Genomic DNA, 14,162 nt, shown 5'->3' on the forward strand with positions numbered 1-14,162 from the left:
TCCAGCGCGGAATGACCGGTCATTCACCACCTGTTCAATGCGCTTCGCCTATGCCATGCCCATGACAATGATCGCCAAAAGCCTGACTGCCGGACTGGCCGCAATTATGGCCCTATCCCTTATGACACCGGTCGCCGAAGCCGGTGGCCGCCGTGACGAGCAGGATGCCGCGCGCCGCGCGATGCTGGACGGCCAGGTCATGCCCTTTTCGATGATCAAGCGCCGGGTCGACGCCCAGGTGGGCGGTGCCACCTATGTCGGCAGCGAGTTCAATCCCTCCACCAATCGCTATCGCCTGAAATATGTGAAGGACGGCAAGGTGATGTGGGTTGATGCCGACGGCCGGACAGGCGATATCATCGGCTGGGCGCGCTGACCGCGCGCCGCCCAACCTCTTTGCGTCGATAACAAGAAACGGAACCCTATGCGCCTGCTGATCGTCGAGGATGAACCGAGTCTGGGCCAGCAGCTCAGGAACACGCTGGAAGGTGCCGGCTATGCCGTCGACCTCGCCACCGATGGCGAGGATGGCCATTTCCTGGGCTCGACCGAAAATTATGACGCCGTGGTCCTGGACCTGGGCCTGCCGACGATCGACGGCCTGACAGTGCTTGATCGCTGGCGCAAGGAAGGCCGCAGCTTCCCTGTGCTGGTGCTGACCGCGCGCGATAGCTGGTCCGACAAGGTCGCGGGCCTCGATGCCGGCGCCGACGATTATCTGGCCAAGCCGTTCCAGAGCGAGGAACTGATCGCCCGCCTGCGCGCGCTCATCCGCCGTGCCAGCGGCAACGCGTCGAGCGAACTGATCGCCGGCGACGTTCGCCTCGACACCCGTTCGGGCAAGGTGACGCTGAAGGGCGATCCGGTGAAGCTCACGGCGCAGGAATATAAGCTGCTGTCCTATCTGCTCCACCACAAGGGCAAGGTGGTCAGCCGCACCGAGCTGATCGAACATATTTACGACCAGGATTTCGATCGCGATTCCAACACGATCGAAGTGTTCGTGACGCGCATCCGCAAGAAACTCGGCGCCGATGTCATCACCACCATCCGCGGCCTTGGCTACAGCCTGGACGAGCCGGGGCGCTGATCCGCGCTCCATCCGCCTCCGTTCGCTGCGGGCGAAGTCGACAGGCAAGCAGGTCCGTCCCATCGGCCATGTTTCTCGGCTGCGCCAGCAGTGAACGGGTGTAGGATCATTTCGCATGGCCAGCCCGTCGCCCTCCCCCGTCCGGTCCACCGGGTCGATCAGCCGCCGCATGATCGGCATTGCCGCGCTGTGGATCAGCGTGCTGCTGCTGGGCGGTGGCGTCGCGCTCGACCGGGTGCTGTCGGACGCGGTGACGCGCAATTTCGACGATGGCATGAATTATGTGCTGACCGCGATGATCGCGGCGGCCGAGATCGGCCCGGACGGCGAAGTGCTGTTCAACCGCGAACTGGCCGACCAGCGCTTCCTGGAACCCAATAGCGGCCTCTATTACCAGATCAGCGCCAAGGGGCATGAGGATTGGCGGTCGCGATCACTTTGGGACCGGGCGCTCAAGGTGCCGGGTGACCATGCCGACCGCAATTTCCATGTCTATGACAGCAAGCAGTTTCCCGGCGAGGATCTGCGCGTCATGGAGCGCAGCGTCATCCTGCCCGGTTCCGATGCGCGCTGGATGTTCATGGTCGCGCAGGCGCGCCAGGGCCTTGATGGCCAGATCAAGACGCTGCGATCGACCCTGTTCAAGAGCTTCGCGCTGCTGGCGCTGGGCCTGATCCTGCTCGCCACCTTGCAGACCATCTATGGCCTGCGGCCGCTGCGCAAGGTGCGGCTGGAAATCATCAAGATGCGCGATGGCGACAAGAGCCGGGTGACCGAACCCATGCCCGCCGAAGTGCTGCCGATGGTCGAGGAACTGAACGCGCTGCTCGCCCATAATGAGCGACAGGCGGAGGAAGCGCGCACCCATGCCGGCAACCTCGCCCATGCGCTCAAGACGCCGCTGACCGTCATCATGAACGCGGCCACCGCCAATGCGCCGGACCTGGGCGAAACGGTGGTGCGCGAGGCGACGACGATGCGGCGCCAGGTCGACCATCACCTCGCCCGCGCCCGCGCCGTTGGCCGGCGCGGCGCAGCGCAGAGCCGGGCCGAGGTCTGGGCCAGCCTGGAGGCGGTCGAGCGCGCGGTGCGCCATCTCTATCAGGATGCGCGGGTCGACATGGACGGCGACAAGCATGCGGCGGTCCGCGTCGAGCGGCAGGATCTGGACGAAATGCTGGGCAATCTGGTCGAGAATGCCGCCAAATATGGCGGCGGCAGCGTGTTCGCGACGGTCAGCCGGGTTGGCGCAATGGTCGAGATCATGGTCGAGGATGACGGCATGGGCATTCCCGAAGCCGACCGGGTGCGCATCTTCGATCGCGGCGTGCGCCTCGATTCGGGCAAGCCCGGCACTGGCCTTGGCCTCGCCATCGTCCGCGATGTCGCCGAAATCTATGGCGGGTCGGTGGCACTGGAGGAGAGCGAGGATCTGGGCGGACTGCTGGTCCGCCTGCGCCTGCCGGCCGCCTGACAAAAGGCGCGCGACGAAAGGCAATTGCGTTCCTGCAAATCAATAGCATAGACAGGACAGACCGGGCCGCATCGGCCCATTCCAGACGGGATCGACGGGTGCGGCGCCATCTCTATCTCATTGCCGGCTTCCTCTCGATCGGATTGGGCACGCTAGGCGCCTTCCTGCCGCTGCTGCCGACCGTCCCTTTCATGATCCTCGCGGCCTATTGCTTTGCCCGCTCCAGCCCGGAACTGGAGGCAAAGCTGCTGGATCACAAGCATTTCGGTCCGCATATCCGCCGCTGGCGGGAACGCGGCGCGATCAGCCGCAAGGGCAAGAAGGCCGCGCTCGGCGCCTTCGCCTTCAGCGCAATCCTGGCGCTGATCTTCTCCCCCTTCCCCTGGTATCTGATCCCGCTGGCCGCAGCGCTGATCGGCGGCAGCTGGATCTGGACCCGCCCGGAAAGCTGAGCCGCCTCGGCGGGATCAATATCAGCCCCTAGCCCAGCGCCTTTGCATAATCGCGCAGCGCGCGTAGATCGCGGGTAATCCACTTGGCGTCGCGCGCGAAATCCTCGTCGCTCATACCGGGCTGGCGAAAAAGCGTCAGCATCACCTCTGCCCCATCCCCATTCTCGATCACGCGCAGCGGGACATGAACCTCCCGACCATCACCGGTCTCGACGAAATGGTCCATCACGCCAAATTCATTGTGCGGCGTGAAGCGAACCACGATCGGCCCATCGGGACCGTCGGCAATCCATCCGGTGCCGCCCCTGCGCAGATCGGCCTCGGTCAGGCCCGATGCCCATTTCGGGAATATCTCCGGCTGCCAGATCGCTTCGTAAAGCTCGCGCCAGTTGCGCGCTATCGTGACACTGTAGGTTCGCGCGGTAAGCATGCAGAATTCTCTTTTAGAAGTGGAACTGCGCTGTACCGCCGCCAGGCCTTCTTGTCACCGCAACGGATGTTTCTTGGCTAGATACCGCCCGGCACCGGGAGCCAGCCGCCGGAGGTCAGCGCGGCGCCAAGGTCCGTGACGCACGCATCCAGCACCGCCTGATCGGTCGAGCGGATGACGAAATTGGCGCCGGTGCGCCCTTCGCGGAAGAAGGGGTAGCTGCCGATCTGGACGCCGTCATGCGCGCGCTCGGTGGCGCCGAGCAGGTCGGCGATCTCGCTTTCCGCGACCCAGCAGCCGATCGTCGCGGAGAGGACGGGCAAGCCGCCTTCCAGCGTGCCGGTCAGGCTGTCGAGCATGCCGGCGGTGATGTGCGGCACGCCGGCCATGATGAAGATATTGCCGTGGCGGATGCCCGGCGCACCCGACATGCGGTTTTCGATGAGGTCGGCGCCCGCCGGCACCCGCGCCATGCGCAACCGCGCGTCGGTGAGGCCGCCGCGCGTGACATAATAGCGCTCCAATATCGCCCGCGCTTCGGGATGGATTTCCACACCGACGCACAGCGCCGCCGCGATCGCATCGACCGTGATGTCGTCATGGGTCGGCCCAATACCGCCGGTGGTGAAGAGATAGTCGTTGCGGGCACGCAGCGTGTTCACCGCCTCGACGATCGCGTCCTGCACATCGGGCACCACCCGTACCTCGCGCAGGCGGATGCCCTGGACATTGAGCCAGGTGGCGATCTGCGCGACATTCTTGTCCTGGATGCGGCCGGACAGGATTTCATCGCCGATCACGATCACGGCGGCGGTCCAGATACGGTCGCTCATGCCAGCGGCTCCGCACGGGCGGCAAGCGCCATCAGCCGGGCCAGCCGATCGGGCGGCAGGACGTCCGCCGGCTTGTAGCTGGCCTCGAAGACCGGCACGTCGGCCGGCAAGGCGGTCCAGTCCGACCGGTCCGCCACGAAGATCGCGGCATCGGGCCGGATCGCCGAGCGATCGTCGAGCGTGCCGACGCGGATCGCCGCGCCCGCCCGGCCGAGACGGGGATAGAAGCTCCAGACCGCGGTGCCGCAGTTGGCGCAGCGCACGATCACCTGGGTCTTGCCGCTGCCGGTGGGGACCACATGTTCGCTGAGGTCGCCGGACAGGAGATGGAGATGATCGACCTCGACAAAGGCATTGACCGCGGACGCCGCGCCGCTCTGCCGCTGGCACAGGCTGCAATGGCAGTTGTTGACGAAGATTGGGTCTGCATCGACCCGATAGCGCACCTCACCACAGGCGCATCCGCCTTCCATCACCATGTCCGTTTCTCTTTTCCTGATAGCGACCGCGGGGCTGAGCGAAGACACTCGCAATGCCGGATCGCAGGGTCTATATCAACCACATGACCGAATATATGACGATGACGGCCGACGCGCCGGTTTCCCGCTCGACCGCGATCAAGCTCTATGACGCGGCCGGTTTCGAAGGCATGCGCAAGGCCGGCCGACTGGCCGCCGAGATCCTCGACGCGCTGGTGCCCCATGTGGTGCCGGGCGTGACCACCGGCGAACTGGACGACATTGTCCGCCGCATGACCCTGGACGGCGGCGGCGTGCCGGCGACCCTGGGCTATCGCGGCTATACCCATAGCTGCTGCATCTCGCTCAACAATGTCATCTGTCATGGCATTCCGGGCGACTATAAGCTCAAGGACGGCGATATTCTCAATATCGACGTCACCCCGCTGGTCGATGGCTGGCATGGCGACACCAGCCGCATGTTCATCGCCGGCGATGCGCCGATCAAGGCGAAGCGGCTGGTCGAAATCACCTATGAATGCCTGATGCTGGGCATCGAGCAGGCCAAGCCCGGCAATCATCTGGGCGACATCGGCCATGTCATCCAGCGTCATGCCGAAAAGCATCGTTATGGCGTGGTCCGCGATTTCTGTGGCCATGGCCTGGGCCGCGTCTTCCATGACAGCCCTGAAGTGGTCCATGTCGGCCGTCCCGGCACCGGCCCGGAGTTGAAGCCCGGCATGTTCTTCACGATCGAGCCGATGATCAATATCGGCAAGCCCGGCGTGAAGATGCTGGACGATGGCTGGACGGCGGTGACGCGCGACCGCACCCTGTCGGCGCAGTTCGAGCACAGCATCGGCATCACCGAAACCGGCTGCGAGATCTTCACCAAGAGCCCGACCGGCCTCGATTGCCCGCCCTACGCGCGCTGATTTCTGCCTGCCCATGGCGGTCCCAAAGGCCCGCTCCGTTCATGCCATCGAGATCATGACCGATCGGCGTCGACGGGGCGGGCCTTTTGCATGACGGGCCGTTCAACCACTGCCCAAAAAACAGGCAGAATGACATGATATTGCCCGGAATCCGGGCAATATGGACAAAGATTGCTGCATCGCCGAAAGCAGGCCTAGCGATTCGCCACTTGGCACGGTAATTGATTGTTAAGGGAGACGGCGCTTGCCTCGGGGGGCATGATGATCGTCGCTTGAAGGTTGAAGGATGCGGGCCAACCCGCGTCCGTTCGTGCGTCATGGGTTGGGATTAAGTGATGAAGAAGATCGAGGCGATCATCAAGCCGTTCAAGCTGGACGAGGTGAAGGAAGCGCTGCACGAAGTGGGCGTGTCCGGCATCACCGTCACCGAGGCGAAGGGCTTCGGCCGCCAGAAGGGCCATACCGAACTGTATCGCGGCGCCGAATATGTCGTCGACTTCCTGCCCAAGGTGAAGCTGGAGGTCGTCGTCGACGACGCCCTGGCCGACCGGGTCGTCGAAGCGATCTGCAGCGCCGCCCAGACCGGCCGCATCGGCGACGGCAAGATCTTCATTTCCGCCATCGAGGGCGCGGTGCGCATCCGCACCGGCGAACGCGACAGCGACGCCATCTGATTTTCGACAGGTTCTAGCCGGCGGACAGGGGTCCGGCGGACACAGGCTTCAACGACCCCTTCGGGGGGGTATCCATAGAGAAGGGCAACTGCACATGGCCAACACGCCAAAAGACATCCTGAAGATGATCGAGGAAAAGGAAATCGAGTGGGTCGATGTCCGTTTCACCGATCCCAAGGGCAAGTGGCAGCACCTGACCATGGTGTCTTCGGTCCTCGGCGAAGATGAGCTGACCCAGGGCCTGATGTTCGACGGTTCGTCGATCGAAGGCTGGAAGGCGATCAACGAGTCGGACATGATCCTGAAGCCCGACCTGGACGCCGTCTATGTCGATCCGTTCAGCGCCACCCCGATGCTGATCATCTTCTGCGACATCGTCGAGCCCGACACCGGCGAACTCTATGCGCGCGACCCGCGTTCGTGCGCCAAGCGCGCCGAAGCGTTCGTCAAGTCGGCTGGTTTCGGCGACACCATCTATGTCGGCCCGGAAGCCGAATTCTTCATGTTCGACGATGTGCGCTTCGAGAATGACTACTCGCAGAGCTACTACAAGATCGACGACATCGAACTGCCGACCAACACCGGCAAGGAATATGAAGGCGGCAACCTGGGTCATCGTCCGCGCGCCAAGGGCGGCTATTTCCCCGTCGCGCCGGTCGATCCCTGCACCGACATCCGCGCCGAAATGGTGTCGACCATGCTCGAAATGGGCCTGCCCTGCGACAAGCATCATCATGAAGTCGCCGCCGCGCAGCACGAACTGGGCCTGACCTTCGGTACGCTGGTCCAGACCGCCGACCGCATGCAGATCTATAAGTATGTCGTGCAGATGGTCGCCCAGGCCTATGGCAAGACCGCGACCTTCATGCCCAAGCCGATCGCGCAGGACAATGGTTCGGGCATGCACACCCACATGTCGATCTGGGAAGGCGGCAAGCCGCTGTTCGCGGGCGAAGGCTATGCCGGCCTGTCCGACACCTGCCTCTACTTCATCGGCGGCGTCATCAAGCACGCCAAGGCCCTCAACGCCTTCACCAACCCGACCACCAACAGCTACAAGCGCCTGGTGCCGGGCTTCGAAGCCCCGGTTCTGCTGGCCTATTCGGCCCGCAACCGTTCGGCCTCCTGCCGTATTCCCTACGGCGCCGGTGCCAAGGCGAAGCGCGTGGAATTCCGCTTCCCCGACGCGATGGCCAACCCCTATCTCTGCTACGCCGCGCTGCTGATGGCCGGCCTCGACGGCATCGAGAACAAGATCCATCCGGGCGCCGCGATGGACAAGAATCTCTATGACCTGCCGCCCGAAGAGCTGAGCCAGGTGCCGACCGTCTGCGGTTCGCTGCGTGAAGCGCTGAACAGCCTCGAAGCCGATTATGAGTTCCTGCTCAAGGGCGACGTGTTCACCAAGGACCAGATCGATGCCTATATCGAACTGAAGTGGCCCGAAGTGTATCGCTGGGAAATGGCCCCCTCGCCGGTCGAATTCGACATGTATTACAGCGCCTGATCCTTTCACAGGTTGCTGGAGGACGGGCCCGGTCGCGCAAGCGGCCGGGCCTTTTCCGTTGCGGCGCGGCAGACGTGCTGTTCTATTCCTGCACCACGCATCGACGAAGGGAGACTCGCCTTGCAGATCAGCGGAAAGCTTGCCCGCGCCGCCCGCGCCCTGGTGGAATGGCCGCGTGATCATGTCGCGCGCCTTGCGGGGATCGATACGCCGATGCTGGCCGATTTCGAAGCCGGGCGCGCCGATCCGGGTGACGATGCAAAGGCACGACTGCGCCTGGTACTGGAACAGGGTGGCGCCGTCTTCCTGCCGGAGGATGGCGAACAGGGCGCTGGCGTTCGCCTGAAATTCACCGCACGCGACGTGCGCGCAATCAACCGCATGGAAGGCGAAGGCGGCCCGGTGGGTACCGACGACGTCTGATCCGGCTGTTGCAGGATCGATCGCCACCGCCCACATGAACTGCATGAACCCGATCGACGCGCTAGACCTTTCCCTTCCCCTGATCCAGGCGCCGATGGCGGGCGTATCGACGCCGGCGATGGCCGCCGCCGTCAGCAATGCCGGGGCGCTGGGATCGATCGCCGTGGGGGCAACCGACGCAGCGGGTGCGCGCGCCATGATTGCGGCAACACGCGCGCGCACTGACCGGCCGTTCAACGTCAATCTGTTCGTCCATGCGCCGCCCCGCGTGCGCCCGGCCGCGGAGCAGGCGTGGCTGGCGGCGCTGACGCCGCTCTTTGCCGCGCAGAATGCGGCGCCGCCCGCCAGCCTGGAGACCATCTATCGCAGCTTTGCCGAAGACCCGGCGATGCTCGACCTGCTGGTCGAAGCGCGCCCACGCGTGGTCAGCTTCCATTTCGGGCTGCCCGGCGCGCAGCAGATCGCGGCGCTCAAGCAGGCGGGTTGCCTGTTGCTGGCATCCGTCACCAATTTGGACGAGGCAGGCGCCGCGCGTGCCGCCGGGATCGACGCGCTGGTGGCGCAAGGATTTGAAGCCGGCGGCCATCGCGGCATGTTCGATCCCGATGTGCCCGATGCGATGCTCAGCACCTTCGCGCTGACCCGCCTGTTGGTGGCGAAGGCCGGCCTGCCGGTGATCGCGGCCGGCGGCATCATGGACGGACGTTGCGTGCGCGCCGCGCTCGACCTGGGCGCGGTGGCGGCGCAACTGGGCACGGCGTTCATCGCCTGCCCGGAAAGCAGCGCCGACGCCGCCTATCGCGCCGCCCTTGCCGGCCCGGCCGCCCAGCACACGGTCATGACCCGCGCCATTTCCGGCCGCCCGGCCCGCTGCCTTGCCAATCATTTCACCCAATGGGGCACTGAAAATGGTGGCGATGTGCCCGACTATCCGCGCGCCTATGCCGCCGGGAAGGCGCTCAACGCGGCTGCCAAGATCCAGGGCGAAGGCGGCTATGGCGCGCAATGGGCGGGCCAGGGTGCGCCTCTCGCCCGCGCCCTGCCAGCCGCAGAGCTGATCGCGGCGATCGCGGCGGCGATGCGCGAGGCATGAGCCGCGTCCCGCATGACGTCGCGCTGCAACGCACCGGCGCCCTGACGTTGTTGGCGCCCTATGATCCGCATGTTGCGGGCACGCCGCCGCTTGGCCTCGACCTGCCGGGCAGCGACATCGATATCGTCTGCGAAGTGCGGGATTTCGATGCCTTTGCCACCTTGCTGACCGAGCATTTCGGCGATCGCCCCGATTTTGCGGTTCATGCACGACCCGACCTTGATGCCATGATCGTCCGCTTTCGCGCATGGGACTGGCCGTTCGAGATTTTCGGCCAGGCCTTGCCGGTTGCGCAGCAACATGGCTGGCGCCATTTCTGTGTCGAGCGACGCCTGCTCGATCTGGGCGGTCCTGCTTTGGCGCAGGCGATCATGGCCTTGCGCCATCGCGGCCTGAAGACCGAGCCCGCCTTTGCCACGCTGCTCGGCCTGACGGGCAATCCCTATGTCGCGTTGCTGGAACTGGAGAAACAGGACGACGCAGCCCTGCGCGCCCTGCTGCCCTGAGTTTTTCCGACCCGAATTATTCTGCGCGGTCGGGGATGGCGGCGCCGAACAGCAGCACCGAATCGCCCGGCGGCGACAGCACGATCTCGCCGCCAGCCTCCATCACCAGCGCGCGCACCATCCAGGCCGCCGCCGTGCGCGACGCCAGGCCACCGGCCGGCAAGGTTCCCGCCAGCGCCGCGCGCAGTTCGGGGTCGAGAATGACCTTCGGCCCCTCGCCCCGCACCACGATCTCCGTCACGCCCGGCCGCTTCTCCGCGCCGATGTCGAGCTGCCCGCCGCGCACCAGCGCATCGCCGGCGATCAGCGCGAGATTGAGCAGCACCTTGACCGCGAGCTTGGCCAGCATCTGTTCCTCGACCATCCAGCCAAGCTTCACCCGACCCGAAGCGAACATGCCCTCGATCGCGACCTTCGCCTCATGCGGCGGCACCGCATCGCCAAAACCGCCCGCCGAACCGAAGGCCAGGCGGAAGAATTTCAGCTTGTTGGCCGACGTGCGGGCGCTGTCGGCCAGCAGGTCCAGGCAGCGCTGGCGCATGTCCGGGTCGGTTTCGTCAGCCATAAGTTCCAGGCCATTGTTGAGCGCCCCGACGGGGCTCAGCAGGTCATGGCAGAGGCGCGAGCAGAGAAGGCTGGCAAATTCGATGCTGTCGATCAGATGGGTCATGGAGATGGAGGCCGCCGGATTTACGGAAAAAGACACCTTCCCGGCTAGGCTTCCCCAGCCGATGATGCAAGCCCGGCTCACCCCCTTTGCATCACCTTATGTCGAGCAACGCCTCCACGAAGACCACGCCCCCCTCCCCGTCCGGTCCAGCCACCCATGCGCGCACCGTCCCTCCGCCGACTATCAGCCACAAGGCGCCGTCCGGCGCGGCGCAGGCCCGGTCCGTTTCCGACGGAATCGGAACGCCCGATGGGTGGGAATGATAATGACCAAGCACCGCCGGTCCGCCCCGGCGCGCGGCCCGATGCGCGTCCAGCAAGGTGGCTGGCGCCAGTTCGAAATGACGGGCCGGGTCAGGCGCGACATTGGCCGCTGGCAGGATCACGTCGATGCGCGCGCCCTGCCCCAGCAACAGGCCGCAGACCTCCCCCGGCTCGGCCGCAGCCAGGGCCATGATTTGTTCCAGCAGCACCCTTGAAATTTCGGCCTTCATTCCTACATCCCTAGGCAATGATTCCGGGGGTTTCCATCATTGAAACGACGATAGGCGAAGCCCAGGCGGGTTTGCGCCTCGATCGCGCATTGGCCGAACTGCTGCCCGACCTGTCGCGCGAGCGGATCAAGGCGTTGATCGTCGAGGGACAGATCGTCTCTGGCAGTCGATCGCTCAACCCGTCGATGAAGGTGGCGGTGGGGCAGGATTACAGCATCACCCTGCCCGCCCCGGTCGCGCTCGACGCCGTGGCGCAGGATATTCCGCTCGACATCGTGCATGAGGATGCCGACCTGATCGTGGTGGACAAGCCTGCGGGCCTGGTGGTCCACCCGGCGGCCGGCAATCTGGACGGCACGCTGGTCAATGCGCTGCTGCACCATTGCGATGGTCAGTTATCCGGCATTGGCGGCGTGGCGCGTCCCGGCATCGTTCATCGCATCGACAAGGATACTTCCGGCCTGTTGGTCGTTGCTAAGTCGGACAAGGCCCATGAGGGCCTGGCCCGGCAGTTCAAGGATCACAGTATCGACCGGCTCTATGCCGCGATCGTCTATGGCATTCCAACGCCGGGGTCCGGCACGGTCGATGCCTGGATCGGGCGGTCCGACGCTGATCGAAAGAAGATGGCGGTTCATCGGGAAGGGCGCGGCAAACATGCCGTCACCCATTACCGCGTGATGGAGCGCCTGCGTGGCGCGGCGATGGTGGAATGCCGGCTGGAAACCGGCCGCACCCATCAGGTTCGCGTGCATATGGCGCATCTGGGTCACCCCTTGATCGGTGACCCGGTTTACGGTAGAGACAGAAAAGGTTTCAAATCAATACTGGAAACGCTGGGTTTCAAAAGGCAGGCATTGCACGCGAAACGGCTGGGGTTCATACATCCTGTGACGGAGGAACCCCTGGCTTTCGACAGTCCCCTGCCTGCAGATATGCAGGAACTGTTAAGCGAGCTTCACGTATAGGTTCTGACAAGTTTGCGCGGCCAGCGGATGCCACTTTCGGGTTCGCCTGGCGCGCATGTAAAGGGAAGGAATTGTGACATGGCCAATCGGAGCAATGTCCCCGCGGTTCCGGCGCTGGGCGGTGAAGCCAGCCTCAACCGCTATCTGTCGGAAATTCGCAAGTTTCCGCTGCTGACCCCCGAGCAGGAATATATGCTCGCGAAGCGCTACGAGGAACATCAGGATCCCGAGGCGGCGGCCCAGCTCGTCACGTCTCACCTGCGCCTCGTGGCGAAGATCGCCATGGGCTATCGCGGCTATGGCCTGCCGGTCAGCGAACTGATCAGCGAAGGCAATATCGGCTTGATGCAGGGCGTGAAGAAGTTCGAGGCCGAACGCGGCTTCCGCCTGGCGACCTACGCCATGTGGTGGATCCGCGCGTCGATCCAGGAATTCATCCTGCGCAGTTGGAGCCTGGTCAAGATGGGCACCACCGCGTCGCAGAAGAAACTGTTCTTCAACCTGCGCCGGATGAAGAACAATATCGAGGCGTTCGAGGATGGCGATCTGCGCCCCGAGGACGTGACCAAGATCGCGACCGATCTGGGCGTGTCGGAAGATGACGTGGTGTCGATGAACCGTCGCATGGCGATGGGCGGTGATACCTCGCTGAACGTTCCGATGCGCGAGGATGGCGACGGCCAGTGGCAGGATTGGCTGCAGGACACCGATCCGCTGCAGGACGAACGCGTCGCCGAGGAGCAGGAACGCACCCAGCGTCACGAGATGCTGGTCGAGGCGATGACCGACCTCAACGACCGCGAGAAGCATATCCTGGCCGAGCGTCGCCTGGCCGAGGAGCCCAAGACCCTTGAGGAACTCAGCCAGGTCTATGGCGTGTCGCGCGAGCGCGTCCGCCAGATCGAGGTTCGCGCCTTCGAGAAGCTGCAGAAGGCGATGATGCGCATCGCCGGCGGCAAGCTGGAAAAGATGGCACGCTTCGCCGCGGCCTGATCCGGCGACACAAGAAAAAGAAGAAGCCCCGGAGCGATCCGGGGCTTTTTTTTTTCGTCTTAGAGCATCCGCACCATCGAGACACTGTCCGCGCCATAGCTGTCGGCGGCAACCGGCGCGTCGACGAAACCCTGTCGGCGCCAGAAGGCGTCCGCGCCGTTGACGGCTGTCAGGGTGATGCGATCGAAGCCGGCGGCGCGGGCCTGTGCCACGGTCAGGTCGACGGCGGCCGCAGCGGCGCCAGTGCCACGCGCTTCGGGCAGTAGCGCCAGGTCGTGGAGATAATAGCGGTCGAGTGCGTCCGGCAGCCTGCCCATCAACTGATCCAGCGCTGGCGGCCGGTCCCCGGCCCAGGGATGGGTGACGAGATAGCCGAGCGCCTGCCCGTCCCGCTCCAGCAGGAAGCCACCCGCCGGATAGAGGCGCAGCCGTTCGGCATAGATGGCAGGCTTCTCCGTATAGGCGCCATGAACCCGATCGGAAATGGCCGCCACTGCGTCCACGTCCCCCTGCCCCATCGGTCGCCATTGGGCGCTGCCGCTCATGCCTCAACACCCAGGGCGCGGCGATTGGCCGCCAGCAATTCCTCCGACAGCGCCGGATCGTCCACCGCGCGGGCCAGCACCATCGTGCCGACCAGTTGCGCCATGCGGGCGAGCGCTGCGTCGCGATCGGCAATGCCGGCATTTTGCAACGCGGCGGTCAGATCCTCAAACCCTTCGCGAAAGGCAGTGGCGAGCGGCCCGCCCTTACGCGCGGCATCGGGGCCAAGCGCGATCAGCGCGCAGCCGGTTTCGGGCGCATCGCGGTTGCGGGCGCTCAGATAATCGGCGGTGATGGCATCCGGGCCATCCTCGGCCGACAGGCGACGCCACTTGGCCGCGCCGCGCGCGAGCGACGTGGCACAGGCTTCGGCCGCCAGCGCCTCCTTCGATTCGAACTGGTTGTAGAAACCGCCATGGGTAAGGCCGCATTCGCGCATCACCTCGCCAATGCCGACGCCCTCGACGCCGCGAGCGCGGAAGAGCCGGGATGCGGCATCCACCACCTTCTCGCGATTACGTTCGGCCTGTTCACGGCTGACTTTCATGATTCCGACACTCCAATTGGCCTCTTGACCTTATATATGATACCCATCATTTAACGCCAGTCCGTTTTCCGGC

The 14,162-nt window shown here is 64.7% G+C and carries 19 protein-coding genes; 12 read left to right on the forward strand and 7 right to left on the reverse strand.

The window, feature by feature from the left end; all coding sequences use genetic code 11:
• Positions 1-37: 37 nt before the first annotated feature.
• The 4 genes from U0025_RS11565 to U0025_RS11580 all read left to right on the forward strand — a co-directional run bounded on the left by U0025_RS11565 (position 38) and on the right by U0025_RS11580 (position 3,016).
• Positions 38-376, forward strand: coding sequence for a hypothetical protein (locus tag U0025_RS11565; protein WP_004207540.1), 339 nt, complete (start codon positions 38-40; stop codon positions 374-376).
• Positions 377-424: 48 nt separating this feature from the next.
• Positions 425-1,090 (forward strand): response regulator transcription factor, encoded by a 666-nt coding sequence (locus tag U0025_RS11570; RefSeq protein WP_004207541.1) that lies wholly within the window; start codon positions 425-427, stop codon positions 1,088-1,090.
• A 169-nt stretch (positions 1,091-1,259) separates the two neighbouring features.
• A complete protein-coding gene (locus tag U0025_RS11575; RefSeq protein WP_037491643.1) occupies positions 1,260-2,564 on the forward strand; it encodes a sensor histidine kinase in 1,305 nt (434 codons plus the stop codon).
• A 98-nt stretch (positions 2,565-2,662) separates the two neighbouring features.
• Positions 2,663-3,016, forward strand: coding sequence for a YbaN family protein (locus U0025_RS11580; RefSeq protein WP_004207544.1), 354 nt, complete (start codon positions 2,663-2,665; stop codon positions 3,014-3,016).
• 28 nt (positions 3,017-3,044) lie between these two features.
• Here U0025_RS11580 and U0025_RS11585 read toward each other — a convergent pair whose 3' ends face one another.
• From U0025_RS11585 to U0025_RS11595, 3 genes are all read right to left on the reverse strand, one after another.
• Entirely contained in the window at positions 3,045-3,446 is a 402-nt protein-coding gene (locus U0025_RS11585; RefSeq protein WP_004207545.1) for a hypothetical protein, read from the reverse strand.
• 77 nt (positions 3,447-3,523) lie between these two features.
• Entirely contained in the window at positions 3,524-4,279 is a 756-nt protein-coding gene (locus U0025_RS11590; protein WP_004207546.1) for a competence/damage-inducible protein A, read from the reverse strand.
• The gene (locus tag U0025_RS11595; RefSeq protein ID WP_004207547.1) at positions 4,276-4,758 is read right to left on the reverse strand and encodes a GFA family protein; all 483 of its coding nucleotides are present in this window, start codon (positions 4,756-4,758) and stop codon (positions 4,276-4,278) included. Before U0025_RS11595 ends, U0025_RS11590 begins: the two co-directional genes overlap by 4 nt.
• Positions 4,759-4,841: 83 nt before the next feature.
• Here U0025_RS11595 and map point away from each other — a divergent pair, with 83 nt between their 5' ends.
• The 6 genes from map to U0025_RS11625 all read left to right on the forward strand — a co-directional run bounded on the left by map (position 4,842) and on the right by U0025_RS11625 (position 9,875).
• Positions 4,842-5,672 carry a type I methionyl aminopeptidase gene (gene map / locus U0025_RS11600; protein ID WP_170828743.1) on the forward strand — a complete coding sequence of 277 codons (831 nt, stop codon included), beginning with the start codon at positions 4,842-4,844 and terminating at the stop codon, positions 5,670-5,672.
• A 335-nt stretch (positions 5,673-6,007) separates the two neighbouring features.
• The gene (locus U0025_RS11605; protein ID WP_004207549.1) at positions 6,008-6,346 is read left to right on the forward strand and encodes a P-II family nitrogen regulator; all 339 of its coding nucleotides are present in this window, start codon (positions 6,008-6,010) and stop codon (positions 6,344-6,346) included.
• Between the two features lie 94 nt (positions 6,347-6,440).
• Positions 6,441-7,853 carry a type I glutamate--ammonia ligase gene (gene glnA / locus U0025_RS11610; protein ID WP_004207550.1) on the forward strand — a complete coding sequence of 471 codons (1,413 nt, stop codon included), beginning with the start codon at positions 6,441-6,443 and terminating at the stop codon, positions 7,851-7,853.
• A 120-nt stretch (positions 7,854-7,973) separates the two neighbouring features.
• The gene (locus tag U0025_RS11615; RefSeq protein ID WP_004207551.1) at positions 7,974-8,276 is read left to right on the forward strand and encodes a helix-turn-helix domain-containing protein; all 303 of its coding nucleotides are present in this window, start codon (positions 7,974-7,976) and stop codon (positions 8,274-8,276) included.
• A 43-nt stretch (positions 8,277-8,319) separates the two neighbouring features.
• Positions 8,320-9,369, forward strand: coding sequence for an NAD(P)H-dependent flavin oxidoreductase (locus U0025_RS11620; protein ID WP_174320744.1), 1,050 nt, complete (start codon positions 8,320-8,322; stop codon positions 9,367-9,369).
• Positions 9,366-9,875: a DUF4269 domain-containing protein gene (locus U0025_RS11625; RefSeq protein WP_004207553.1), complete on the forward strand. Its 510-nt coding sequence runs from the start codon at positions 9,366-9,368 to the stop codon at positions 9,873-9,875. Before U0025_RS11620 ends, U0025_RS11625 begins: the two co-directional genes overlap by 4 nt.
• 16 nt (positions 9,876-9,891) lie before the next feature.
• Here the strand turns inward: U0025_RS11625 and U0025_RS11630 are convergent, their stop codons facing one another.
• On the reverse strand, positions 9,892-10,545 hold the full coding sequence (locus tag U0025_RS11630) for a histidine phosphotransferase family protein (protein WP_004207554.1): 654 nt from the start codon (positions 10,543-10,545) through the stop codon (positions 9,892-9,894).
• Between the two features lie 91 nt (positions 10,546-10,636).
• Positions 10,637-11,038, reverse strand: a complete 402-nt coding sequence (locus U0025_RS11635; protein WP_004207555.1) for a M67 family metallopeptidase — start codon at positions 11,036-11,038, stop codon at positions 10,637-10,639.
• A gap of 17 nt (positions 11,039-11,055) precedes the next feature.
• Here U0025_RS11635 and U0025_RS11640 point away from each other — a divergent pair, with 17 nt between their 5' ends.
• Together U0025_RS11640 and rpoH are read left to right on the forward strand one after the other, a co-directional pair.
• Positions 11,056-12,006 (forward strand): RluA family pseudouridine synthase, encoded by a 951-nt coding sequence (locus U0025_RS11640; RefSeq protein ID WP_004207556.1) that lies wholly within the window; start codon positions 11,056-11,058, stop codon positions 12,004-12,006.
• Positions 12,007-12,084: 78 nt separating this feature from the next.
• Positions 12,085-12,999, forward strand: coding sequence for an RNA polymerase sigma factor RpoH (rpoH, locus tag U0025_RS11645; protein ID WP_004207557.1), 915 nt, complete (start codon positions 12,085-12,087; stop codon positions 12,997-12,999).
• Between the two features lie 59 nt (positions 13,000-13,058).
• On the opposite strand, the gene U0025_RS11650 is transcribed toward rpoH, so the two are convergent.
• A complete protein-coding gene (locus U0025_RS11650; RefSeq protein ID WP_004207558.1) occupies positions 13,059-13,544 on the reverse strand; it encodes a GNAT family N-acetyltransferase in 486 nt (161 codons plus the stop codon).
• Entirely contained in the window at positions 13,541-14,089 is a 549-nt protein-coding gene (locus tag U0025_RS11655; protein WP_004207559.1) for a TetR/AcrR family transcriptional regulator, read from the reverse strand. The genes U0025_RS11650 and U0025_RS11655 overlap by 4 nt, the downstream gene beginning before the upstream one ends.
• Positions 14,090-14,162 lie beyond the last annotated feature (73 nt).

This window comes from Sphingobium yanoikuyae, assembly GCF_034424525.1.
Lineage (GTDB): Bacteria > Pseudomonadota > Alphaproteobacteria > Sphingomonadales > Sphingomonadaceae > Sphingobium > Sphingobium yanoikuyae.